27 protein-coding genes and 1 pseudogene are annotated in these 24228 nt (G+C 39.6%); 6 read left to right on the top strand and 22 right to left on the bottom strand.

What is annotated here, in order from left to right; genetic code table 11:
• Positions 1-633: 633 nt before the first annotated feature.
• From virB11 to ACFILN_RS00710, 15 genes are all read right to left on the bottom strand, one after another.
• Complete coding sequence (gene virB11, locus ACFILN_RS00780; protein ID WP_375655031.1) at positions 634-1686, bottom strand: P-type DNA transfer ATPase VirB11; 1053 nt, start codon at positions 1684-1686, stop codon at positions 634-636.
• A gap of 17 nt (positions 1687-1703) precedes the next feature.
• A complete protein-coding gene (virB10, locus tag ACFILN_RS00775) occupies positions 1704-2876 on the bottom strand; it encodes a type IV secretion system protein VirB10 (RefSeq protein ID WP_375667327.1) in 1173 nt (390 codons plus the stop codon).
• 27 nt (positions 2877-2903) lie between these two features.
• A complete protein-coding gene (gene virB9 / locus ACFILN_RS00770) occupies positions 2904-3755 on the bottom strand; it encodes a P-type conjugative transfer protein VirB9 (RefSeq protein WP_375662836.1) in 852 nt (283 codons plus the stop codon).
• A gap of 2 nt (positions 3756-3757) precedes the next feature.
• A complete protein-coding gene (locus ACFILN_RS00765; RefSeq protein ID WP_375613221.1) occupies positions 3758-4429 on the bottom strand; it encodes a virB8 family protein in 672 nt (223 codons plus the stop codon).
• On the bottom strand, positions 4426-4713 hold the full coding sequence (locus ACFILN_RS00760; RefSeq protein WP_375670645.1) for a type IV secretion protein VblB7: 288 nt from the start codon (positions 4711-4713) through the stop codon (positions 4426-4428). Before ACFILN_RS00760 ends, ACFILN_RS00765 begins: the two co-directional genes overlap by 4 nt.
• Before the next feature lie 6 nt (positions 4714-4719).
• The gene (locus tag ACFILN_RS00755) at positions 4720-5658 is read right to left on the bottom strand and encodes a type IV secretion system protein (RefSeq protein ID WP_375670643.1); all 939 of its coding nucleotides are present in this window, start codon (positions 5656-5658) and stop codon (positions 4720-4722) included.
• A 46-nt stretch (positions 5659-5704) separates the two neighbouring features.
• Positions 5705-6085, bottom strand: coding sequence for an EexN family lipoprotein (locus tag ACFILN_RS00750; RefSeq protein ID WP_375670642.1), 381 nt, complete (start codon positions 6083-6085; stop codon positions 5705-5707).
• Between the two features lie 303 nt (positions 6086-6388).
• Positions 6389-6793, bottom strand: coding sequence for an EexN family lipoprotein (locus ACFILN_RS00745; RefSeq protein ID WP_375662844.1), 405 nt, complete (start codon positions 6791-6793; stop codon positions 6389-6391).
• On the bottom strand, positions 6790-7059 hold the full coding sequence (locus tag ACFILN_RS00740) for an EexN family lipoprotein (protein WP_375662845.1): 270 nt from the start codon (positions 7057-7059) through the stop codon (positions 6790-6792). Before ACFILN_RS00740 ends, ACFILN_RS00745 begins: the two co-directional genes overlap by 4 nt.
• On the bottom strand, positions 7059-7436 hold the full coding sequence (locus ACFILN_RS00735; RefSeq protein WP_375670641.1) for an EexN family lipoprotein: 378 nt from the start codon (positions 7434-7436) through the stop codon (positions 7059-7061). The genes ACFILN_RS00740 and ACFILN_RS00735 overlap by 1 nt, the downstream gene beginning before the upstream one ends.
• Positions 7437-7438: 2 nt before the next feature.
• Positions 7439-7711 carry an EexN family lipoprotein gene (locus ACFILN_RS00730; protein WP_375662847.1) on the bottom strand — a complete coding sequence of 91 codons (273 nt, stop codon included), beginning with the start codon at positions 7709-7711 and terminating at the stop codon, positions 7439-7441.
• 24 nt (positions 7712-7735) lie between these two features.
• Positions 7736-8509 carry a type IV secretion system protein gene (locus tag ACFILN_RS00725; RefSeq protein WP_375670640.1) on the bottom strand — a complete coding sequence of 258 codons (774 nt, stop codon included), beginning with the start codon at positions 8507-8509 and terminating at the stop codon, positions 7736-7738.
• On the bottom strand, positions 8506-10866 hold the full coding sequence (locus ACFILN_RS00720; RefSeq protein ID WP_375670639.1) for a VirB4 family type IV secretion/conjugal transfer ATPase: 2361 nt from the start codon (positions 10864-10866) through the stop codon (positions 8506-8508). The genes ACFILN_RS00725 and ACFILN_RS00720 overlap by 4 nt, the downstream gene beginning before the upstream one ends.
• Positions 10863-11189 (bottom strand): type IV secretion system protein VirB3, encoded by a 327-nt coding sequence (locus ACFILN_RS00715; RefSeq protein WP_375612517.1) that lies wholly within the window; start codon positions 11187-11189, stop codon positions 10863-10865. Before ACFILN_RS00715 ends, ACFILN_RS00720 begins: the two co-directional genes overlap by 4 nt.
• 22 nt (positions 11190-11211) lie before the next feature.
• Complete coding sequence (locus ACFILN_RS00710; RefSeq protein ID WP_375657485.1) at positions 11212-11559, bottom strand: TrbC/VirB2 family protein; 348 nt, start codon at positions 11557-11559, stop codon at positions 11212-11214.
• A 158-nt stretch (positions 11560-11717) separates the two neighbouring features.
• On the opposite strand from ACFILN_RS00710, the gene ACFILN_RS00705 reads away from it, so the two are divergent.
• The gene (locus ACFILN_RS00705; protein ID WP_375643286.1) at positions 11718-12461 is read left to right on the top strand and encodes a nuclease; all 744 of its coding nucleotides are present in this window, start codon (positions 11718-11720) and stop codon (positions 12459-12461) included.
• A 583-nt stretch (positions 12462-13044) separates the two neighbouring features.
• Here ACFILN_RS00705 and ACFILN_RS00700 read toward each other — a convergent pair.
• On the bottom strand, positions 13045-13488 hold the full coding sequence (locus tag ACFILN_RS00700) for a hypothetical protein (RefSeq protein WP_375630955.1): 444 nt from the start codon (positions 13486-13488) through the stop codon (positions 13045-13047).
• 3 nt (positions 13489-13491) lie between these two features.
• Positions 13492-13830, bottom strand: a complete 339-nt coding sequence (locus ACFILN_RS00695; protein WP_375613241.1) for a YqjD family protein — start codon at positions 13828-13830, stop codon at positions 13492-13494.
• A 928-nt stretch (positions 13831-14758) separates the two neighbouring features.
• Here ACFILN_RS00695 and ACFILN_RS00690 point away from each other — a divergent pair.
• The 3 genes from ACFILN_RS00690 to ACFILN_RS00680 all read left to right on the top strand — a co-directional run bounded on the left by ACFILN_RS00690 (position 14759) and on the right by ACFILN_RS00680 (position 17136).
• The gene (locus tag ACFILN_RS00690) at positions 14759-15661 is read left to right on the top strand and encodes a MotA/TolQ/ExbB proton channel family protein (RefSeq protein ID WP_375670638.1); all 903 of its coding nucleotides are present in this window, start codon (positions 14759-14761) and stop codon (positions 15659-15661) included.
• Positions 15658-16239, top strand: a complete 582-nt coding sequence (locus tag ACFILN_RS00685; RefSeq protein WP_375670637.1) for a biopolymer transporter ExbD — start codon at positions 15658-15660, stop codon at positions 16237-16239. The genes ACFILN_RS00690 and ACFILN_RS00685 overlap by 4 nt, the downstream gene beginning before the upstream one ends.
• 774 nt (positions 16240-17013) lie before the next feature.
• Positions 17014-17136 (top strand): hypothetical protein, encoded by a 123-nt coding sequence (locus ACFILN_RS00680; protein ID WP_375670636.1) that lies wholly within the window; start codon positions 17014-17016, stop codon positions 17134-17136.
• Positions 17137-17291: 155 nt separating this feature from the next.
• Here ACFILN_RS00680 and dut (ACFILN_RS00675) read toward each other — a convergent pair.
• From dut (ACFILN_RS00675) to ACFILN_RS00665, 3 genes and pseudogenes are all read right to left on the bottom strand, one after another.
• A pseudogene (gene dut, locus ACFILN_RS00675) lies at positions 17292-17862 on the bottom strand (dUTP diphosphatase).
• An 82-nt stretch (positions 17863-17944) separates the two neighbouring features.
• The gene (dut, locus tag ACFILN_RS00670; RefSeq protein WP_375643289.1) at positions 17945-18475 is read right to left on the bottom strand and encodes a dUTP diphosphatase; all 531 of its coding nucleotides are present in this window, start codon (positions 18473-18475) and stop codon (positions 17945-17947) included.
• Between the two features lie 259 nt (positions 18476-18734).
• Positions 18735-19544 (bottom strand): VIT1/CCC1 transporter family protein, encoded by an 810-nt coding sequence (locus tag ACFILN_RS00665; protein ID WP_375627767.1) that lies wholly within the window; start codon positions 19542-19544, stop codon positions 18735-18737.
• A 1070-nt stretch (positions 19545-20614) separates the two neighbouring features.
• On the opposite strand from ACFILN_RS00665, the gene ACFILN_RS00660 reads away from it, so the two are divergent.
• Together ACFILN_RS00660 and ACFILN_RS00655 are read left to right on the top strand one after the other, a co-directional pair.
• Complete coding sequence (locus ACFILN_RS00660) at positions 20615-21253, top strand: hypothetical protein (protein WP_375670635.1); 639 nt, start codon at positions 20615-20617, stop codon at positions 21251-21253.
• Positions 21254-21546: 293 nt separating this feature from the next.
• Entirely contained in the window at positions 21547-21759 is a 213-nt protein-coding gene (locus ACFILN_RS00655) for a hypothetical protein (protein WP_375670634.1), read from the top strand.
• 1072 nt (positions 21760-22831) lie between these two features.
• Here ACFILN_RS00655 and ACFILN_RS00650 read toward each other — a convergent pair.
• Positions 22832-23356 carry a type II toxin-antitoxin system PemK/MazF family toxin gene (locus ACFILN_RS00650; RefSeq protein WP_273790913.1) on the bottom strand — a complete coding sequence of 175 codons (525 nt, stop codon included), beginning with the start codon at positions 23354-23356 and terminating at the stop codon, positions 22832-22834.
• Between the two features lie 297 nt (positions 23357-23653).
• Positions 23654-24226: a disulfide bond formation protein B gene (locus ACFILN_RS00645; protein ID WP_273790912.1), complete on the bottom strand. Its 573-nt coding sequence runs from the start codon at positions 24224-24226 to the stop codon at positions 23654-23656.
• Positions 24227-24228 lie beyond the last annotated feature (2 nt).

The following is a 24228-nucleotide window of genomic DNA, read 5'->3' as shown; positions in this document are numbered from 1 at the left end:
CATATCGCCTGAATAATTATTTGATATTGTTTCTTTTATTGCTACTCATTCAGATGCTGGTGGTCTTATGCAAGGGTTAAGAGAAAGCCAAGGAAAGTTAGGTTTAAAAGCATAAGAGTAAAAGTGGGGGATATAAGGTTATACCCTTTTTTGGTGGTTAAAATATTCCGGTGTTGATCGAAGATATTTACAGTCAATCATCTTGAGGTAATTTGACAAAATCAGAGAGGAATGCGTTGAAGAAAATTTTTATATTGCGCCTTGATGAATATCGAAAAGAATAATAATGGATAAGGCACATAAAGCAGGATCTCGTATATTACAAGGTGCTCGTGAAGCTCTTGTCTGAAGTTAAAGGTGAAGCGGATACTAAATTTGGTATCTATATTCCTGCAAATGTTGATGTCAAAAAAAATCAGAAAAAATATAGGGTTATAGATATCATTTTCGGCACGTTTTGGTTTTCCTGTGGGGCGCATTCGTGATTGGGAATGGGGATGATATTTTTACTTCTTTTTACTTGTTGTTTTCGATTATTGACACTGAACTTGAAGCGATTAATCGTGTTTTTAAGAAAGCTCTATTGGTATAGTTTTTGCTTATAAAAAAGGGTGTGAGGGGTAGCGTTTTTTTTTAAAAAGCATCACGGCGTTTGAAGGGGTCGTAATAGATTTCTGTTACACGAAATTTTCCTTCGAGGCGTTTACATTGGATGATGACATCTATCATCGAGATTAATAAGCCGCGGATATCATCGCGTGCTAAATTACCACCACCGTCACTTTCTTTGACTAAAAGGGTCATTTGTTCAAAGGCTGCAAGGGCTGTTGAGGCGTGGACGGTGGTAATGGAGCCGGGGTGACCAGAATTGACATTACGGATATAGTAAAAGGCTGTACCATCACGCAGCTCTTGTAGAAGGATTCTGTCGGGGCGCATGCGTAAGCCTGATTCAAGCAGTTCTTTTGCACCTGCTTTTGCTAAGCCTTGGTTATCTTTTGAATAAAAGAGCTGCACTTTGTTGGCGTGCGGAACGACAAGTTCTGGCGTGTCTTCAATGGTGAGAATTCGTTCATAGTCAGGGATTTTTGCAATCAAAGCTTTGGAGAGGGTTGTTTTACCAGAACCGGTTTTGCCCGATATTAAGATATTTTGTTGTGTAATAACGGCTCTTTCTAAAAAGGTGCAAAAATCTTTAGCGATAAAGAGATCTGTTAGCTCTTTGTCTGTATCAGAGAGTTCGGATAACCGTTCTGTCATTTGTTGCGTGGGTGTGAAACTGGTGTTTTGGGCAACAGAAAAAAGATTGTTTTCATGTAAACTTTCAAGAGAAAAAGTGCGTGATGAAGGTTTACGAATGGTCATGCTAATGGTATTGGCTGCAACTGCTGGAGGCATAACAATTTGTATGCGTTCGTTGTTTGGCAGTGTTGCGGAGAGAACGGGGTTTTCTACACTGATTTTTTGTGTTGTGTAGGCAGCAACAACTTTTGCAATCCCTTCTAGTTCGCTGTAGGTTAGCTCTTTTAAGATGTGGGTTTGCCAACCATTGGGACCCTCAACGATTACTTCGCCAGGGCGATTGATAACAATTTCAAATAAATTTTCATCATTGAGGAAATCATCTAAGATCTTTAATTTTGTTAAAACGATGGAGGCGCGTTCTGCATTTTTTGCTGATGGCATAATGTGACTTTATTGGCTTAATGAAAAAAGGAATAGCTGGGAGTAGAGCGGTTTCTTTTGCTCTTTACGACTAGTTTATAGACAGAGGAAAAATCGAGATCTTTTGCTACGAAAATGTTGACGAGTTCGCCTTGAAATTTTTCTAGGGTAGGAGGGATGTTGATTTGATTTTCAAGAGCAATACTGGCGGCCTCTTTTCCAGTGTTGTTTGCGCCTTCAAAACCGCCGCCTCCAGAGTTGTTTGAACCTTCTTTATTGGAATTGCCTACTATTTTATTTGTTAAAACTGTTGTGGCACCATCAATAACGGTGAGTAAAAGGGAAGAGCCAAAGCGTTCCCACCAATGGGTGTTGATGTTGCCATCAAAACCGGCTCTGCCTAAACTGTCGGTTGCGGGTGAGGCAAGGTCGATGATGACACCGGTTGGGGTTTTTGCTCTTGTCCAGAGCACAAAGAGGCGAGATTGACCTTGTTTTATCCCTCCGCGGTATTCGCCAATCACTTGGGTTCCTTTATCAAGCAAAACAACGCGCCCATTGTCAGAGAGGATATCACGGTTGATGATGCAGCTTGCAAAGCCTGGTTGCTCACTGTTTAATGCGGTTTCTAAGATACAGGGGATAGAGGTTCCCATGGCGATGATAAAGTTTCTATTGCCGATGAGTTTTGCTTTTGCTTCTTCTGTTTTGGTAGGCTTTAATAGGGTTGCAAAATTTTGTGTGTTTTGAAGGGCAGGAGAATTTTGCGCATTCGCGAGATTTTCAAGGGTATGGAATTTTTCAAAGGGGTTGAGAGTCGTGTTGACGATGTCTTTTAATTGAGATTTAGAGCCTTTGGCAAAAGCGAGAACAGGGGCACGTCTTGCGGCATCAAGTAGTGGGTCATCTTTTTTGGGTTCTTGTGCGAGTGGTTGTGGGGGTGGTAAGGTTATTGGCGCTATGTTGGCACGCGGGTCAGAGGGCGCGAGCTCTAAAGGGGCGAGGGAATTGTGAAAGCTTTTTTCTTGTTTTTTATGAGCTTTTGCGGTGTCTTTTTGTTCTGTGGGGGAGGATAAGATGTTCCAGAGCACATAGCCGCAGATTCCTATACAAGCTATTGCGACAACTATTTTTTTGCCAGCGCTTTTGGCGCTATTGTTTTTGCCATCCCCAATAGATCCGCGATCTTCGATGATTGATTTATCACTCATGTGTTGTCCCCTTCAATTCCCGCTTATTTAAAGATCTGATGCAATTTTACGTTCAACAGATGGTGAGGTTGTTCCGGTATTTGGATTTGTGCCTTTTGGTTGATAGGCTTCGTTAAAGACGCATAGGACGTTTTTTCCATGTCTTAGGGTGAAGCGTGCGCTAATGGCATGGACAATCACCATGTTGCCTCTTGTGGTTTTGGGAACCAGCGATTCTGTACCGTCATTGCTGACAATGTAAATGGCAGGGATTTCTTGGTTGTCTGGAAATGTAAATGTTGTTGTTTTGCCATTGTCATAAACAGAGGAGGGTTCGAGAGTGATAGAGCCTTGAGCGGTGTAAGCCCAATTGCGAGGTCCGTAGGTTTCAGAAGCGTTGAAGACATTATCGATACGCTGGGCTTGTTGTTTTTCTTGTCGCATAAGGGCTGCGAGTCTTCTTTGTTCTGCTTCTTCTTGTGGGTAGCGAAATTTCACAAGGAAATATGTTTCTTGTCCAGATGAAATTTCTCCATCTTTGACCATGAGTTCAAATTGATAGGAGCGCTTTGAGCCATCAAGCTTTGTTGTGACGACTTGGAGATTGGTAATGGGTTGGACTTCCCGCGCTTTGAGGAAAAGAATATTGCCAGCGGGGGCGACTTCCCATGCAACGCTGTTGCCAATTGCTACATGGGCAATTTCTTCATTGGGAGAAAATTCTATTTGTACCGATGAGCGTATGGAGCCAATAATTTTTGTGACATTATAGGCATCATAGTTGATAAAGCGAATGCGGCTATCGCTTGGCGCACGGGTGGGAAAAATACTGGCATGGCTAGGCGTTAAAGAAAGGGTAATAGCGATGTTAAGAATGAAAAAAAGAATTTTTTTTGTCATGATCAGTTGACCACTTCCGGATCGGTTCTATATTCACTAACAATAAACCCTAGAGGATTTATCAAACGGTTTTGGACAGAGATAGGGGCATTGATATATTCAAAGGTAAGTGTTGCAACCCAGTGGGTGATGAATTCTTTGTTGTTGTCGTTGTCGTGAATGGTTCTGTAGTAACGCACTTGGGCGACATCGTCATTGATAAAGGAGATTGATTTTATTGTTATTGTAACGGCGGCGTGTTTATAGAGAATTTGAGGACTTTGGGGATTTCTTGCTCCATACCAGCTGGCAAATCTTTCCTGTTCTTCTGAAGAAGAGAGGAGAGAGACGGTTTGGAAGTTGTGTTGTGTTTCTTCTGTGGTGAAGCCTTCACGGGAGCGGACATATTTTGCAGCAAAGTAGCGTGTGATTGCTTCGTCGACATTGGTGGGACCTTCTTTTAAGGCTTCCACAACTTCGGTGATGCCGGTTGAATTGTCTACACGGATCACAAAAGGTTCCACGGTTTTAAGGGGTGTGAGGGTGATGACCGCGAGAGAAGACAGTATTGCAACCGCAACCGCGATGCCGGCAATGGCAAGGGAGACGCGGGTGGTGCGGCGTGAGGCGAGCATGCGATCTTGATCAAACGAGCGTGCTTCAGCAATGTATTGTTCTATGTCTTTTTCTTTCATGCTTTTTGCCCGCAATTTTTGTAAGATTTGATTTCTTCATCCGTTAATTTTTGTGCCAGAAGCATTTCCAGCTTCCCTTCTTTTAGGGGTGAAGGGGTGTTGTTATTGATGATAATGGGCGTGGGCGTGGGTTTTTTCCCTTCCCAATTCCACATCGATCTGTTGAGTGGACGTTTAGAATATCCATCACACTTTGGGAGTGACTTCAGTGTGTTTGGTGAAGACACACAGCCACTGAGAAAGAGAAATGGTAAGATAATCCCAATTTTTTTAAATTTCCGCATTTGAACTTAGGCCTTTGCTAATAGTGATGCTAATTTTTTAACACCCTTCATTATTGTGTTGCCTGCAAATTTAGCAGCGCGAAAAGCTTCTTTTCCAGCGCGTTGCGTTCCCGTTATTGCACTTGTGAGAGAAGCACCCCCAGAGGCTAAAGCTGATGCTATATCAGGTAATTTTATGAAAAGGTAAATACCACCAAAGCCAACAGCTGAGAAATTAATTAAGGAAAGCATTACATCTTTAAGACTTTCTGAGAAGATTTTTGTTGCAAGATTGACATACATACCGCCAAGCAACACGACTAATACCTGCAAAATAATGAAGTTTGCAACTTGACCTAACCATGCTTCTGTAAAACGCCTTGTTGGGGAAAACAGACCAAGGCTTATAAAAAGTGGCCCTATCGATAGGACAAGAAATAAACCAAGTTTAGCAAACATTGAGACGATAAAACCAATTGCAGACATTAAAATAGCATTCACTAAACAGCAAAAACCAGCAATCCATGCGGCAAGAAACTTACCCGTGTTAGTCCATCCTGTGTACTGATCTGATGCGTCAAAAACGTGTGCACCAGCTTTTCTTAGCATATTGTCCCATATATTTTGATCCGAGTGTGCTGTACCTTGTGTGACATTTGCAATGGCATTCGGCAGATCATTGAAAAATATATCCCTGACCCACGCATTATAAAGAGCAGCGTTTGTGGCAAGTGCAACAATAATGCCGAGTTTGAAAGCTGTCGCTATAAATTCCCATAAGGGTGTGGAAGAACGCCCATAGATGATATTGTACCCCATAAATATAATGTAAATTGTACAAGATGCTTTAAGTGGCGCACTTAAACCCGATGAAAGATGATTAATAGTTTCGTTCATTATATCTTCAAGAGACGCTATTACAACACTATCCATCTGAGTAAATACAGTTACATTTTCAAATGCCATTGCATATCCATTCCATCAAATTTTTGTAAATATGATTACTTCTGATTTAATTATTATCCTGTTGTTGTTTAGCTTTAGCGCGCTCTTCTGCTTCTCGTTCGGCTTGTTCTTTTGCTTTTTCTTCAGCTCTTCTTTTTTCATTTTTAGCTTTTTTTTTGGCTACAAGTTCCTCGATCTCTTTGTTGAAGCGCTCTATTGTTTTACGATCGCTTTCTTCATCTTGTGCCTGACGTTCTTTCTGAAGTTCTAAAAATGCTAACCGCATGTTTTCACAATTTTTTGAAGTTCCTGCAAATCCACATTTAGCATCCCACTCTAGGCGTAATTTTTCATCTTTTTTAAATTCTGCGACGCTATGGGTTTTTTCACATCCAGCGGTGATGAGCCCTGTGCAAAGTAGCAATGTTGTTATGAGAACTTTATTCATAGATATTTCCCCTTTTTCCTTTCAGTTTTACAAGGTTTGAGCACAATTTTTAAATTATGCTATGTTCTGGTTTTTTATAACCAGTGATGATAAATCTAGGGCAGCGACATAATCTTGCCATAAATCTATTGTATAGTCTGTAAGGTTCTTTAAGTTGAGCAGCTAAAGCGCAATAGCGATGTGTAATGGTGCTATCCATTATTTTTGTAAGGGAATGCATTACAGTATTATCTATCCAAGTAAATACGCCTTTGGTTACTATTGCCATTGAGATGCTCCGCTATTTGTTGTGTATTTTATAATTTAATTGTTATTTTGTTGTTGTTCAGCTCGTTCTTTTGCTTCTTGTTCGGCTTTAGCGCGCTCTTCTGCTTCTCTTTCGGCTTGTTCTTTTGCTTCTTGTTCAGCTTTAAATTTTTCATTCTCAGCTCTCATTTTTTCAATCCAAGCTTTTTGTTTAGCTTTAAATTCTTCATCTAGTTTGCGATTATGTTCTTCAGCTTTTTTCCGACGTTCCTTTTCAAGTTCTAAAGCTGCTACTCTTAGGTTTTCACAATTTTTTGAAGTTCCTGACCATCCACATCTTGCTCCCCATTCTTCCATCAATTTTTCATTTTTTTTAAATTCTTCTACGCTGTAGGTTTTTTCACAGCCAGCCGTGATGAGCCCTGTGCAAAGTAGCAATGTTGTTACGAGAACTTTATTCATGATTTATTGTCCTGTTTCTTTTCAGATTCTTGTTTATCGTCATTTGTCGAGCCAAAGCCTCTCCAATTTTTACGGGTTTCAAATTCAGCTTGCTCTGCATTTTTACAATTTTTCGAATTCAAATCCCCTGACGTCAAACATTTCACTAATACTTCTTCCATCAGTTTTTTATTTTTTTTAAATTCTTCTACGCTGTAGGTTTTTTCACAACCAGCTGTGATGAGCCCTGTGCAAAGTAGCAATGTTGTTATGAGAACTTTATTCATTATTTATTGTCCTGTTGTTTAGCTTTAGCGCGCTCTTTTGCTTCTCGTTCGGCTTGTTCTTTTGCTTTTTGTTCAGCTTTCCATTTTTCATGTTCAGCTTTTTGTTTAGCCATAAGTTCATCCATCGCTTTGTTGAAGCTCTCTGCCGCTTTCCGGCTTCTTTCTTCAGCTTTTGCGTCATATTCTTTTTGAAGTTCTAAAAATGCTAACCGCATGTTTTCACAATTTTTTGAAGTCCCTGCGAATCCACATTTCGCATCCCACTCTAGGCGTAAATTTTTATCTTTTTTAAATTCTGCGACGCTATAGGTTTTTTCACATCCAGCTGTGATGAGCCCTGTGCAAAGCAGCAATGTTGTTATGATGATCTTGTTCATGATTAATGACTGTCCTGTTTCTTTTCAGATTCTTGTTTATCGTCATTTGTTGAGCCAGTTCTCCCCCATCCCCATGTTGGAAGACTCTCACGATAAGCTTGCTCTGCGTTTTTACAATTTTGCGAATCGAGATCCCCTGATGTCATACATTTCATTTTCCATTTTTCGTATAATTTGTGATCTTTCTTAAATTCTTCTACGCTATGGGTTTTTTCACATCCAGTGGTGATGAGCCCTGTGCAAAGTAGCAATGTTGTTATGATGATCTTGTTCATATTCAAGCCCCTCTTTTCTCCCGTTTATTGACCACGCAGTGTTTTGGCTAAAGCTTTGTATCGCGCTTTAAATTCTTCCATTTCACGTTGTTTTGCAGCTTTTTCTTCTGCTTGTTGAATCATCATGGCGGCTTGCATTTGGAGTATTTTTGCTTGGAGGTCTGCTTGTACCGCTGATAATTGTGCTTGAATGCCTTGAATTTTACCCGCATCTTTAGTACTTCCAAGTTCGTCAAGGAGCTTGGTAATGTTTTTTTGTGTTTCACTGGCTTCTTCGTAGACGTCTTGGCCTTTGGCTGCCTGTCCTACCGTGTCCTGTTCGGCTTTTTTCACTTCTTGTGCGTAAAAAGCATCTACTGCTTCTTTTGATCCTGCACCCCCCGCGGGCTCTTTGTATTTAAGTTCTTCTTGCCATTTTTGCGTGTTTTTGCTGCCACCACCGCCGCCACCACCGCCGCTGCCCATCGATTGTTGAAAGTGGTTAAAGTCTGAAGGAAGGGCGCCACTGCTCCCTTGCTTGTTAAACATCTCTTTCAATCCCGAAATGTCAGGCTTGACATTTAAGGAGTTATATAATTGTTTCGCTTGATCGAGTTGGCTCTTTAATTGGTCAAGCTGTTGTGCACCTTGTTGAATTTGTTCTTGCAACTTGTTAAGCTGTTGTTGGCCTTGTTGAACTTGTTTAATCATTTGTCCAAAAGCCTTGGGATCAAATACAATACCGCCAAAACCAAATGAATTGGTTGTTAAACCAAAAGAAATTGCGCAAAGAGCTGTTGCCAATAAAAGTTTTTTCATTGCTTTGACCTTTCTTGAAAAATAGGAAGCCATTTTTCTGGAGATTGTCCAACTTCATCCATAATGGTCTCTAGGAGTTCAATATTCTTGGTGGTGCCACTTAAAATGGCTATTTCATCATCAAAGCCGCGTAAATTTAGTTCTGCTACAACTGAACTTTGTCCTTGTTTGATGAGAAAACGCCGTGACTCACGGCTTAATTCTGATTGTATCAGGTTAAATTCTCTGTCCGATAATTTAAAACCTTCTACATAATCCCCATGATTGCCCTTTTGATTGGGAAAATAAATTTGTGTTGGGCATTGCTCTATAATGGTGTGGGCAATGGTCGAATTGATCGCATCTTTGGGAGATTGCGTTGCAAACAACATCAAACCATTTTGTTTACGGATAGTTTTCAGCCTGTCTTGCGCAAAGGCTTTAAAGGAATCATCCTCTAAGGCTTTCCAAAACTCATCAATGACAATGATAATACGGCGCCCATCAATCAGAGACAAAATTCTATGAAAAAGATACATCATCAAGGGTGGACGAATTTCATTATTGTCTAAAAAATCCGTCATGTCATAACCAATAAATTTTGCATCAATGCCAATGTCGTCATCAGGATTGTCAAAAACCCACCCTAAGGCATTGCCTTTACACCATCTTTCTAAACGACCCGCTATCCCCTCCCTGTGCGTGGTGTCAAAAAACATTTGTAAGGCGGAGATCGTCCGTTGTTCTTTGGGTAATAAGGCAAGTTGGTCAACAGCTGCCGTAATGTCTTGTCTTTCTGATTCACTGATCTTTTGATCTTCAGACGAAACAAGCTTTATAATCCATTGGCGTAAAAAAACTCTATCTGCTGGATTGTTATAGTCTAAGCCTTTTAGCGGTGCTATGCCTGTCGGTCTACCATTCTTCAAGGGCATATAAGTGCCGCCACCCGCTCTGACAAAAAGTTCTGCACCCCGATCTTTGTCAAAAAAGACCATATTGGGATCATGCTTTTGAAGTTGCGCTAAAAGAAAATTGACAATAACCGTTTTCCCAGAACCAGAGGGACCACAAACAAACGTATTGCCTAAATCACCAAAGTGAAAGTTAAAATAAAACGGTGAACCAGCAGAGGTTTTCATCAAGGCTACCGCTGGTCCCCATACATTGCCATCTATTTTCCCAACCGGAAAAGAATGAAAAGGAGAAAGCGCTGCATAATTGCGGCTTGTTATTGCACCAGAGCGGGTGCGATAAGCATAATTGCCAGGCAATTGTGCCCACCAAGCCGCCGCTAACCCTAAGTCTTCCCGCGCAATGACAGCCCCACCATCTGTAAGACGAGAACGCGCTTTGGCAAGATTATCCGCTAACTCTTGCGGCGTATCAGCAAAAACTGCCAATGATAAATGATGCTCCCCTAAAACAAAACGATTGGATTCAAGATCATCAAGCGCATCATCCAGTTCCATAATTTGTGAACCTGCTCGATCTCCTGCATTGACCATTTGATTCTGTTTGCGCCCCATAATCTGTTTGGCAGCATTTTTGCTCTTGAAAATAAAAGATTGGGTGAAAATAAACTCAAAGGGAAGGGTGAGCAAACCATCCGCCATGCCTACCCTGGTTTTTGCTGGATATTCTTTCCAACCAAACATGCCCGCAAACCGCTGTGCCGCCTCGGTGCGTATTTCTATGATCTCTTTTCCAAAAATGAGACGGTCTGAATAAACAGTCGAAGCTATCGTCCCCCATGTGAGAGGGATACGTTCACGACGACCTCCCACCAATTGGTGGATAAACTCACTTTGCTGCGAATAAATATTGCCTTCATGTTCATAAAGACTCAATCTTCTTGCACCATAGCGCTCTAAATTTTGAATAAGATCTGTGGTAATATCTTCAAGCTTGCGAATGGACTCTGCATCAACTTCTGTCTTTTCTTGCTTGGCTTTGCCTAAACGTTTGAAAAACTCCACTAATTTATCCGTTTGATCAACGTGTGGATTCCACAAAATAGAAAGATAAAGATCATTGCGATAAAGCTCCTGTGAAATCATCCGGTCGCGATATTTATCATCTAATTGCTTGGCAAATGCCGATCTGAAAGTCCCATCCGGATAAACAGTTTCACGCTTTCTGATAATATGGCTATAAAGCGCTATCCGTTCATCCGCTATGTTTTTAAACAGATTATTGAGCTGTTCGTGAAGCACATTCAGATCAATAATATCCGCTGTCTCAAAGTTAATGCCTTCAAGTTTAATAACGCTCATGAGAGCGCGTGAATCCAGCGCAATGATGTGCTTGTTGACATGGCGCACATAAGGAATGATCGCCTCTGGCTGCTTTTCACGTTTGCGCTCTGTTCTATTCATTGTAATTCCTCATAATTACGAATTAATCGTAATGGAGAAATACTTCCCCCACCCCATAGACTCGAATTTCTGGCAAAAATAGATGTCTTTTGCCATGTCAGAAGAATACGAAATTTGTTATGGTCATGCTTTAGGATTTCCTTGAATATGAAATGCAGCATCACACCAAAGGTTAGAAAAAAAATATTGCCTGCCATAATGAACAATATCATCGTTCCTATCCCATTTAATCCCATAGCTTCCACCGTCACGCCTGCGATCATTGCAGGGCGCGTGCAAGCAAGAAATAACGTATCTTCTGTTAGCTTGTCGTGCTCTTTCATGGCTTTGAAAGGCAAAGTTTAATTAGGAAAGCATTGATACGATTTGCGATGCACCCATAACAATGCCGATGCCAACACAAACGAAAAAAGCTTTACGCATTTCAACATAACCAGCAATCCATGCAAGCCCAATACCAGCAACGGCAATGGTTGCGATTGATTTTGCAATGTTTCCTGTTAAAGCTTCAATTATTTTTTTAAGCGCATCGTCAACTTTTCCGAAGTCACCTGCGGCAAATGCTGGTTCACTCAGTGCGATGAAGGCAATAAACAGCATTAATGCTGCTGTTAACCATTTCTTTTGGGTGTTGGATAGAATAGTTTTTTGTAAGGTATGTTCATTAATGAACGAATTATTCATGTTTTTCATGAAAATTCCCCCGCTTTATGTTTAAGTTAATCACAAAATTAATATTCAAAATATTAATCGGGAATCATATAAATGAAAAAAATAAATTTTTCTATCGATAAATTAATAATATTTAATCTTTTATTATTTAAGAACAATAAAATACAGCAATATTCAAAATGATACTTTTAAAATATCTTCGATCAGCGCCTAAATATATTATCTTAATTTGTATTATTATTTTAGGATACTTTTATTTAAGTCAACATAATGAACAACTTACTCAAACTTCTTTTTTAAAAGGATCAGAAAAGACAATTGGAAACCCCGTTCAAAATCCGAAGTCACAATTGATAGATTATGCAAACCAACAAGACGTAAACCAACAAAATGTGGTATTGCATCCAGAACCACTCGCATCACAATTTTATGAAGAAAATGTGCCGGTCTATTCCGGTGCTATACAGGTTACAAGTGGTGTGACCTTTAAAATGATCACGCTTGTAGATGATGGATGGAGAAAAAAGATCATCCGTGATATCCGCTTATATGGTGTGGAAAGCTGTGAAATGAGGCAATTTGCCTCACGCAACGGAGTTAAGTGGCCTTGCGGCGCTTTTGTTACGGCTTGGCTTGTTTCAAAAACAATTGATAAAAAGGTTACTTGTCGGCAAGCACGTGTCGTTCAACAGGTTCATTATGCACAATGTTTTGTTGATGGGGTTGATCTGGCGCGGTTGGGGCTTGCTGAAGGGTTGATGGTGTTGACAAAAGATCAGCATCATTTTCCATCCCCAGCAGACTATAAAACCCTACAATCTGCTGCTCAAAAAGCACAAAATGGTTTATGGTCGAGCCAATTTCAACAACCAGAAGATTGGCGAAGAGATCATGGAAGCTATAATCCCATTGACCATAATTGATAAAGCGTTCTCTCAAGCGCTATTTAAAAATCAAGACAATATTCTACTGCAAATCTTATCAGAAAAAAGTTAATTATAATCCACACAGTCCTTGGTGGACAACGCTCGTTATGGAAAATTGTTGTGTTTAAAGCTCGCTTACGCATATAGGTTGCTCACTACAGCGCTATGGGAGAGCGCGTTTCCTTCCCCTAAACAAAATAGTCATTGTAACAAACATGAGTGTTCAGAAAAATCTGAACACATGCAAACTACTGATGTGACCTATGGTCATGAAAAAAGGCTTATGAAAAAATAGAGAAAAGGTAAAACTGAAAACACCTTGCCTTCAAAAAACAACCAATTGCTTCAAATCAAACCAGAATTTTTAATGTAAGTTTTGCCTTATGTTGTTATGTTCATGAAATATGGGTTGCAATCTGAAAGAGAGTGTAGCGGTTCTATGGAATTTTTAGCAAAATGAAGGGGATTTTTTTTCAGGCTTTTGAAGAAGCTAAAGAGACTATGAGGAAAAAAATGTGCTTTCTTTTGCTATAAAAGAAAGCACACTGAGGGGGAATTTAGAGTGACAGTTTTACATATTTTACTTTGAAAAGCGGTCTTTTTTATCTTTTTTCCACAAAAAATAAGTTGCAAGTCCGAGAATGGGAACACCCAATTTGGCAAAAGGGAGATGTTGACTGAGAGCTGCAAGGCTGGAAACGGTCGCATCTGTCATGAGTTTGTGGCGTTGTTCTTCTGTCTTTTTTTGTTGGTCATAGCGTTGATAAGTTTTGAGAACGCGACTGATAATAAGACCTAATCCTGCAAGAGAAAGACAAATTAAAAACATGATACTGGCGGCAGCAAGAGGCTTCATAACAGAACATAACGCAATAAAACCGATGGTACATAAAAAAAGCAAAGACATGAAGAATGAAATGCCAATAAACCCATAGAAAATTGCTTGAAGGCGTACTTGCTTGACTGTGCTTTTAAGCCCTCCACCGACAAGATGGTTTAAAAGAGGCGCGATAAACTTATGCATTGCTTAACGACGCAGTAATTGAGAAAGAATAAAACCAACCCCTGCGGCAAACAAAACGCTTTTGCCAGGATTTTTGCGAACGCATTGATTCATGGTTTGTTCAAGATCACTGATTTTGTCTTTTGCTTGAGACATCATGTCTTCACCACTTTCTTTCGCTGAGTGATATAGTTTTTCCGCTTTGTCTTTGGCGGCGTTGAATTTGTTTGCACCAAGATCTGTTAGGGTTGAGGTAATCCCTGAAATTTCAGTGCGTAACGTTTCTAATTGTCCTTGTAGGTCTTTTTGTTGGTCTTTTTCTACGGCTGATTTATCGTGCTGTGTTGTTTTATTATGGGCCATGGTATTTTTCCCTCTTGATTCATTATATTTGTATTGGTGTGTTCATAGTGATCATTTGCATTGGAGTGAAAATTTTCACTGCTTGAGTAACGCCAAAAGCTTTTTTTGGTTCCTTTCATTTTGTCGAATTTAAAACTGTTTTTGATAAAATAAATCTTTCCTATACGATATGCTTTGTCTGTAAAGGGTCGCATCTGTTGAGAATTGTCTTATGCTTTTGCAGCAATTTAGCACCATTCTTCAGTTTCTCGTGGCGCAGTTTTTTATAAAAGTTTTTTAAAAAGCCTGTTGAGGTTTATTTTTTAGGCTTGTGACAGGTAAAAAACATCGTTGTTGCGATTTTGCGGCAGAAATAATGTCATTTTTATGCTTTTGCAGAAGAAAAAGAAAATAATATTGCGATAGTTCTTTTTTTAAACGTAAGGTATATTTTTATTTTAGGATAGGGACTTCAGTGCACGGGTTTTTAGAGATGTGCGTATCCTTTTCTTCAAGAGTTTTATGATATTTTTTCTGCTTGTTTCATGTAAGAAAATATTTTGTTGGATTTAAAAGAGCCGCTGAAATGAGAGAAATTTTGCGATATGAGAGATTTATTTAACAGGAACGATGATAAATTATTCTTATAAATTAAAATATTATATGCGATACTTCTTGTAAGTTTATCATTTTGCCTAATTTATGCAATAAATTGATTGGGTAAGATAAACTTGTTGAATTGTTAGAGAAAAATTTCTTGAGTAATTTCTTTAGAATTAAGAGAGAGCTTGTGAAATAAAACTATACTTGATTTATCAAGTTTTCTTTCTTAAGAGGAATACACAAGTGACGTTAAAAGGGTAGTGGCATTTTGGAACAGTGATGCTATGCGGCGGGGTGACGATCCAGCTCATAAATAAAGATAAGAGCACAAGAATGTGAGATAAAAATGGAATCTGAAACAGTCCCTTTAGATAAAACAGTCCCTTTAGATAATATGTCTGCTGTATTGACAGTGCATGATTTTTCTCCTCTTTCTATGTTTATGGCTGCTGATTGGGTGGTGAAAGCCGTTATCATTATTTTGTTACTTGCTTCTCTTATGTCTTGGACAATTGCTTTTGTGAAAATTGTTGAGATCACTTTGGTAAAACGAAGAGTACGTCATGAACTTCAATTGGTTCTAAATGCTCAGACTCTTACGCGTTTGGCAGCGAGCTTGAAAGAAAGCAAAGGGGCTGGTGTGTTTTTTCTCAAAGAAGTCCTTAAAGAGGTGTATCTTTCTGCACAACAGGTTCATTTTTCTGCTCCTGAAGGGATAAACGAAAGCTCTGGTGAAAAAAACAGTACAGAGGAAAGGGCACAAACGATTGAAGATATTCTCTTTTATGAGGAGAGCAATCAATATGAAGATGTTTCCCGCGATGTTCGCGATGCTAAGGCTCGCGATGTTCATGAAGGTTTAAAAGAAAGGGTTCATTCACTTTTGTCACGCTGCTTGCTGGCTGCTACACGCCGTGTTGCATGTGGAAGCGCTGTTCTTGCAACTATTGGCGCAATTGCTCCTTTTGTTGGTCTTTTTGCAACTGTTTGGGGAATTATGAATTCTTTTATTGGGATTGCTCAGTCTCAAACAACGCGACTTGATGTGGTGGCGCCTGGAATTGCTGAAGCCTTATTCGCAACGGCTGTTGGGCTTTTTGTGGCTATTCCCGCCGTTGTTATGTATAATAGCCTTATGCGTGCTTTGAGTGGTTATCGTAGTGATTTAGGTGATATCGCTGCTGCTCTTGAAAGGCTCTTGAGCCGTGAACTTGATAGACAAAGACAACAGAAAAGTCATAAAAAATGAAAGCAAGCCTTAATAATGATTGGGATATAGACGAGAGTGGGTTGCAAAGCGAAATCAATGTGACCCCTTTTATTGATGTTGTATTGGTGTTGCTTATTGTTTTTATGGTTGCAGCGCCTTTGGCAACATCTGCCATTTCCGTTCAGCTTCCTTCTATAACTCAAGCACCTTCAGTGGTTCAGTCTGATGAACCTCTTTATGTTACGTTGCAAAAAGATCGTTCTCTTTACATTGGTGATCATCTTGTAGAACAAGCAGCTTTGAGAGAAGCTTTGTTGAGGGAAACGACGCAAAATTTAGAGACAAAAATTTTAATCAAAGCGGATAGCGAAATTGATTATGGTACTGTCATCGATTTATTAAATCAAATACGCATGGCTGGATATCATAAAATCGGTCTTGTAGGATTGCAAAACTCTACCAATCTTGTCTCAAGAGGTGAGATCAATAATAAAACAACAGGGGTAGCGAACGCTGCTGTCGATGGAGCGGGTGGTAACGTTGTGGGGCATGTGGATGCCGTAACAACGAGCACTACGGGAAACGCTAATATTCCAGCCGATGCCTCTGATCAGTGATAAAAAACAGCCTTTGTTGCAGGAAGCAAAGCATATTACTCAAAGTCGTAGAGTGAAATTGATGAGGGTTCCGTGGATTTATTAAACCAAATACGCATGGGTTTGATATTATGCAGGGGGTTCATATATTGAATCGGTTTTTTAGGATTAAGCACTACTCATCTTGCCGCAAGAGGTGCGATCAAGAAAACAGCAGAGGCGATTGTTGTGTGTCTTAATACATCTTAAAGCCCTTTTTGCGGCGGTGTTCATAAATGGTATAACGGTAAAGCCCCCGTAAAATAATCAAAAAATCTATCGAACCTCACTCTCTTTATGCTTAATAAAAGAGTAAGCGAGCACCATTATCGTATTTATATTTTTTTCCAAGACAGTGTTAATATACGTATTCATTGTAGGCATTTTTTCAGTTTTTATCTACATGCTAGCCACGTTTGGAATGTGAGAAACATGCTTTTGATTGATTTAATATAAATAGGCTTGCCATGAAACAATCTTACAGTACTGAGATCTCTCATTTAAGTTGAAAGACAATTCATTATTATTATAAATCAATATGATGTATAGATTGTCGACATTACAAGCAGTGTGTGAACGCTCAATGGTTAATGCCAATGTTTTTGTTATGGGGAAGGGGGATCGGGTGATAATGAAATTTTGTATAGCGCACGAGACGTAATTGAGAGATGATTATTTAGAGGGGCGTTTAGTGAAAAAACTTTGAAAGCAAATGCGCATTCCCTCTGCACTTTAAAAGCGCAAAGAATTTCCAGTATGATGTATAGATTGTCGACATTACAAGCAGTGTGTGAACGCTCAATGGTTAATGCCAATGTTTTTGTTATGGGGGAGGGGTATCTGGTGATAATGAAGTTTTGTATAGCGCACGAGACGTAATTGAGAGATGATTGTTTAGAGCAGCGTTTAGTGAAAAAACTTTGAAAGCAAATGCGCATTCCTTCTGCACTTTAAAAGCGCAAAGAATTTCCAGTGAAAGAGTGGTTGGAATAAGTATGTGTGTTATTTTGAGAGGAGCGATTTTTCAGAGCTTCTTAAGTGTGTCCCGTTGAACCAAAACCTCCTGTTCCACGGCTCTCGTTATGGCTTTGGGTGTTTTGCTCTGGTTCAATGGCGCAAACATTAACTTGAGATACGGGGGCGATGACTGTTTGGGCAATGCGCATGCCCTGTTTAAATGGAAAAGTCTTCTTGTCCTAAATTGATAAGAAGGAGTTTGACTTCACTTCCGGATAGTCACACTCAATCGTTCTTAGAGTGTTGAGGCATGTGATGCCCGTGTTTTAAGGCTAAGCCGGAGCGTGGACGGATGCGTGCTTCAAACCCCACGTGATAAATGAAAAATGAGACCTGTTGGAATAAGTGCCCGCTGCCCAGGGGCAAGAACAAGCGTTTCTTCTTTACCAATTTGCTGCTTGTAAATCCAAGACCCGCAGAACCAGCCGTTGCGTAATGAGGAAGCTTTCTTGTCCCAAGTGCAAGATGCTGAACGGATAAAGTCTGGGCATGTGAAGATTGAGAAGAGACAGGAGAAGAGTAAGGATGCCCGTTTAGAGGGGCGTTTAGTGAAAAAACTTTGAAAGCAAATGCGCACTCCTTTTGCACTTTAAAAGCCCAAGGGGTTTTAAGTGAAAGAGTGGTTGGAATAAGTATGTGTTATTTTGAGAGGAGCGATTTTCAGAGCTTCTTAAGTGTGTCCCGTTGAACCAAAACCTCCTGTTCCACGGCTCTCGTTATGGCTTTGGGTATTTTGCTCTGGTTCAATGGCGCAAACATTAACTTGGGATACGGGGGCGATGACTGTTTGGGCAATGCGCATGCCCCGTTGGATTGAAAAGTCTTCTTGTCCTAAATTGATAAGAAGGACTTTGACTTCACCACGGTAGTCACTATCAATCGTTCCTGGAGTGTTGAGGCATGTGATGCCGTGTTTTAAGGCTAAGCCAGAGCGTGGACGTATTTGTGCTTCAAACCCAAGAGATAAATGAAAAATGAGACCTGTTGGAATAAGTGCCCGCTGCCCAGGGGCAAGAACAAGCGTTTCTTCTTCTCCAATTGCTGCCCGTAGATCAAGACCCGCAGAACCCGCTGTCGCGTAGCAAGGAAGTTCTAAACCTTGTCCGTGTGCAAGACGCTGAACAAATAAAGTCTGGGCACGTGAAGATTGAGAAGAGACAGGATGGTTGTTTAGAGAGGCGTTTGTTTCAGTGTGCGACATGATCGAGGCATTTCCAAAATATGAGGTCTAGAAGAAAATGATACTTTAACAAAAGATATCTATAAAACCAAGTCGATAAAGGTGTGTGGATATAGGTTGTCCCCAGAGCTTGCTTATCATCTCTTACTGACCTAAAATATTCCACAACACCACCTAACATTATCAATGGCATTTTTCAATAATGGCATCATCAAGGATGGCTTATGCCTAGGGGCATGCGCTTATTTGAGATCTAAATTATGGTTACAGATAAGATTTTTTAGATACTACCGATAAGAATACCCGTGGCAAAAACCAGAGCACCACCAATGATGACCTGTAAAGAGGCGCGCCAAAAGGGAGTGGACATGAATTTGTTCTGAATCCAGACGATGGCGCCTAGTTCGAAAAAAACAATGATAAAAGCAATAATTGTCGCTACATAAAAAGAGTTGATCAAATAGGGAAGAGTATGACCTAGTCCTCCTAATGTTGTCATAATGCCGCTGGCAAGACCTCTTTTTAATGGCGAACCACGCCCTGATAATTTGCCGTCATCATGGGCTGCTTCTGTAAAACCCATTGAAAGTCCCGCACCAATTGAAGCTGAGAGCCCTATCAAAAAAGTTTGATGCGTGTCTCCCGTGGCAAAAGCTGCGGCAAAAATGGGGGCAAGGGTAGAGACAGAGCCATCCATTAACCCTGCAAGACCTGGTTGAATCCAAGTCAAAAGTGTTTGTCTTTGCGTTTTTGAAGGTTTTTTTATGGTGTGATTTGCCGCTGTTGTTTTTTGGGAGGGATGGCGGCTCTTTCCTTTCACAAGAGAAGTTTTGTCACATAATGAACCGATAGTGTTTGCACGATTATGACAAGAAAGGCACAAAAGTTGCTTATAATTTTTAAGCTCTTGAAGCCCCATAGCGGTAAAAACCGCGGCTTCCTTAGAGGAATAAGGTTCTAGAGCTTTTGCATATTTTAAATAGAGCGCCGCATGTTGCTCTTTTAATTTGAGCGCTTTAAGTATCACGTTTTGTGCTGAACGAAAGGACAGAGCTTTACGTTGTACAAATGAAAAAAACGATCTCAACATTTTCTGTTCCTCTGCACTTTAGAATAATTCTAAAACATAAGAAAAATAAACCGAAAGTCAATCTAAAAGTTAAAAACTGACAAATTACAAAAAGGTTGCACTGAGAAAAAAGGTGCTGGGATGTTGAGAAAGTACAAGGAGATTCATTAAATGGAGACGACAGGGGCGCATGAAAGAAATGATTACGTGAAAAAATTTAAGAGACAATGTGCTTTATTTTGCTACAGGGGCGTTTGAATGGAGCATTCTAATGTATTGATGCTCGAGAATATAGGAAAGGAATAAGCTAGCATCATCATTCATTTGATGCGTTCAAAAGACTGTAACAGCTCTTAGAATTTGAAATGATTCTTTAAAAGAGACCTTTTTCAAGGGATAAAAGCCCATTTCGCGAGGGGACTCGTGAAGAATATAGAAGGGTAGAGCGGCAAAATTTCCATGAAATAATATAAACTCCATTGAGTCTTCTTAATCTTTACGCTTCATAAAAGAGCAAGCTGGCATCATCATACACCTTAGCTCCCAGTGTTGCGACAGTCTTTAGCACGGTTCATTATAGGCATGGCATTTTATTGTACAGTTTTACGCCACTCATTCTGCTTGTGGAGGTGTAAGACAGTATTCTTATGATATTTACGCGCATTTTAGCGTTGTTACAGCTTTTGCATTTAGGTGGATTTGTTAGCGTGTAACGAATTATCTTTTGTGCTGTAATTTCAGGGGCAGATTTAAGGGTGGGAGTGCATAAATGAGAGAGATATTATCATATCAAATTATTTGATCACGCATAAAAATTTACACTTTATGAAGGGGCATTTATCGCCTTGTAACTTGCCTGATATCTTGTATGAAAGCCCAAAATTCAGTAGGATTCTCTCATTTCAAAACTTCTTATATTGAAACAATTCAAATCATTTTCTTGTGGATCACAAGGAGGGGTGTGGTTGTGGGATTATTAAAAAGTGTGATAAGCGTGCAATGTGAGGGGAGTATAATCTCTGTGTAGTGAAGGAGATTGCTCTTAGCATTTTGAAAAATATGTTAAGTTTCGTAGAAAAAGCGGGGAATATATGGAAATTGACGAAAGTTTGAAATTTTGGCGGCTTTCTGAAAAACTAACAATACTGCAGGCAGCGCTTTTAATAGTTGGATTAAATCCAGGAAAGTATTTGTTTGTCAACAAATTAGAACCAGAAAAAAGTGATATTTACGAAGATAACCTTTCCGTATCATCAGAGAAAACTGCTAATTTCCGTGCAGCCTATCATGCTATCGTTCAAGCGGGAAAAAGCAATCAATTAAAGATAGAATGGTCGTATGATCATTTTGGTGATATAGATCTAGATTCCTCATATGTTCGCGTTGATGATTTAAAAGAATGGCTTTCATCGCGTGGTCTGTACCCTCCATTTTTTTTCCCTGAGGATGATTCTCGTGACGTTAAGGATCAAAAATATGCGTTTCAAGATCCAACGCATCCACGTTATGCTCCAAAGCTTGCTGCTATTGTTGCGGCATGGGAAGCGGTGAGTGAGGCTGAGGGTGGTAAAACTGTTAAAGGAACGCTTATAAAGTGGCTTAGTGAAAATGCCATTCAGTACAAGTTGGTGGATAATAATAATTTACCAAGAGAGAATCTCATTGAGGAATTAGCGGCTGTTGCGAATTGGGAACCTACCGGAGGGGTTCCTAAGACACCTGCCAATTAATTTTATCAAAAGAAAAAAAATAAAAAGATCACTAAAATTGTGTTGCTTTTTTTGATAATTTTGAAGGTAATCTCTTTTTCTGGGGGAGATTCTTACTTTTCTTCCCTAGATTATAAGTAATTGTTTTTCAATGAAAATAATTTTTATACTGTTCCAATGACTGTTCAGGCGGGGGAAAATAGACATTTTGGGGCAGTAAAATTTACCCTGTAGTTTTCGTAACTTACCTCTCTATTTTTGTTTGATTTTTTTGGGCATTTTTAAAATCAAGATCAACTGAAATGGATTTAAATATGAGAAAAATATTTTCTTTTTTTACGGTGCGTGGAAGTGCAAAAAATCCTCAAGTCAATGCACCGATAAATACACCGATATTGGAGCAGCCTGTTGCCGATGAGGTAGTGCGTAAATCGTTGAGAGTAGGTCTATTATCGTTTTGGTTAAAGTTTGAACTTATCGTTGTTATAGAAAAGGTCAAAGCTGAGCGCCATACGCTTTCTCCATAAAGAAATCTTGTCATCTATGAGCGAGTGAGGATTTCTCTTGAAAAATTTGCACAATAGTAAAACTCGTTAGCAAAACCCGTTTTGTGGTGTAACAAAAAGGATGTCATAAATGATTATCTCATCATAAATATGCTTTAAGAATAACCCGTGCGTGGCGAAAGTCTATGGCGTAGTCGCTATAGATTTTTGCTCCGTGTGTGATGATCAATACTCTTGTTTATCTCTTGTCAATGCAAGTGCCAATGAAAGTGATGGATGTCTATTGCTCCGTTGTGATGTTTGGTTGTTCATGTTTAGAAACGACAAGTGTATTAAATGCGATAGGGCTGATAGAAAGGAAAACGTATCCTGTAAAAATAGGTATGTCTTTAAAATAAAGCTGATAAACGAAATTATTTTTTATCTACCTTTTATATGGTGAGAAAAAAGGCATTCAAAGTGCAAGCATAAGCAATTCAGCAGTAAATCCCAAAATAGCATAGATCGTTTCTAGGAGAACAGGGAAGAAAATCTATCTGCAAAAACTATGTTAGGTCATGTGACCGGTGAAATAATGTGGTTAGGGCAATAAACAATTGTTTTTGGTGCAGAGATAGAAATCGGTCGGGTGTTGATTTCTGGTTTATTAGAGAATTTTCTTTGTTATCTCGTCAAATACGATCGTTTGAGGTGTGGTCATATAAAGCGAAGCTTTTTTTCAATCTTGGAAAGATATTCCCATTGCGGAAAATCATATAAAGTTTAAGCAACGGCAGCACGATTTTTTGTGCAATGAAATGATAAGTATGTACAATATCTCGGTAATCTCCATGGGAAACTTTACCGGATCCAAGGTGTGGATATTGTCTTCTGCTTACCCCAAATCGCAGATATTTCAAAACAACAACGGTGGAGAATGAAGGTTGGATATGTTCTAGGGAAGGTTGCAAAAAATGGCAGTTTTCAAAAAAATACTAAAAATGACGAAAGGAGCGGTTTCCCACTCCTTCGTTCCTATCTCCCCTTGCGGGGAAGCGGCCACCATTACTGATGCCGTGTATGCTGATATAGGTACACTTATTTTTCCCAAAAGTCAATACTGTAAATGCGGTAAATATTTGAGCATCAGAGCTACAACTTTATGAAAATCTTCGCAGGATAACCTTGGAACGGTACGTGAGCAACTTAAACGACTTACAGAAACTGTTGTGACATAATTGCAGATAATCCACGCTTTTTTATTCTCTATGGGAGATTGTATTGGATACGCAGCGGGATTATTGGGTTGTGATTTCGTTGAAAAAGGTAAAACTGTCACATTTCCATATAATTTTGCATTCTTAGAAAGCACTAAAACAGGCCGCTTTTTCCAAAATTCAGGGAGTATCGAATCATGAGGAAAATCGCACCAAAAAACTTGCCTGATGCGTGGTGCCGATTTGATTCGTGGTTTTATATGAGGTGGTTTTTCGTAAGGCGCATTTAAATCTCTTTCTTTTATATGCTCACGCCATGCATTATGATCATGTTCCATCATAACACATGGTTCTTCAAGTTTGGTTATATCTAAGGAAATAGGTGATAGGGTAGAAGGCTCTGTGTTCTTATCTTCAGCCATAGCAGACCATTTATATTTATTGGTCCCCTCACTTATTATTTTACGGCTTTTCTATCACGAGTTTTTATCAAAATGTTGCTTATAAGTACAGAGAGGTGAAACCATAAAATGGATGTATCTGCTTATTTTTGTCTTTTGAGTACAACGCTAGAGGAGAGATGTTGGTGACTCGTTGGTGTTGGTGGGTTGGTTTGGCGGTGGGTGGTTTTGGGTGGGGATTGGTGACTGGAGAGTTGTTGGTTAGGGGGGAAGCGATTGGAGAGAACGAGTGAACGCGGTTTCGTTTCTATTTTATGGTTAGAGTTTTTTATTGCTTGAAAGAATGCCTTTTGAAGTAATATAGAGGCTTATAAGGCTGAAAAATAGGCTTGAGACGACATTCCAACCGGCAAATGAAAGAAAAAGAAAGCGTGCGGATGCTTCAGAACAAGAAGGGGGATGAATGTTGTTTAATTGGCTGAGCAGCTGGTTAATGTCTGAGGTTTTTCTGACTGCGCTTAAACCACAACTGAGGGGAGCAGCCCAAAAGCCATATTCAACACCCGCATGATAAATGGCTAAAACAAGGCTGATGCACATTAAGACAAAAACACACAAAAATAAAAGTTGTACCCAAGCAGTTATGCGAAAAAAATATGCCCCAAAACCTGCTAAAAGCAAAAATGGTATGGCCCCATAATAGGGGAAACGCTCTATGAGACATAAATCGCAAGGAAGATACCCTCCGAAATGTTCAAAACCAAGAGCAATACCTATTGTGGCAGACAAGCAAAAAGCAAGAAAAAAAGCCCACAAACTTTGTTCTTTTCTGCTGGGTTCAAGATGAAGGTGCTTGTGTAAAAGTGGGTGAGAAGACAAAACGCATGCCATTA

Source organism: Bartonella sp. CL434QHHD (assembly GCF_042195145.1).
Classification (GTDB): Bacteria; Pseudomonadota; Alphaproteobacteria; order Rhizobiales; family Rhizobiaceae; genus Bartonella.
The sequence above is the reverse complement of the archived record's forward strand: the minus strand, read 5'-3'. Positions and strand labels throughout refer to the sequence as shown.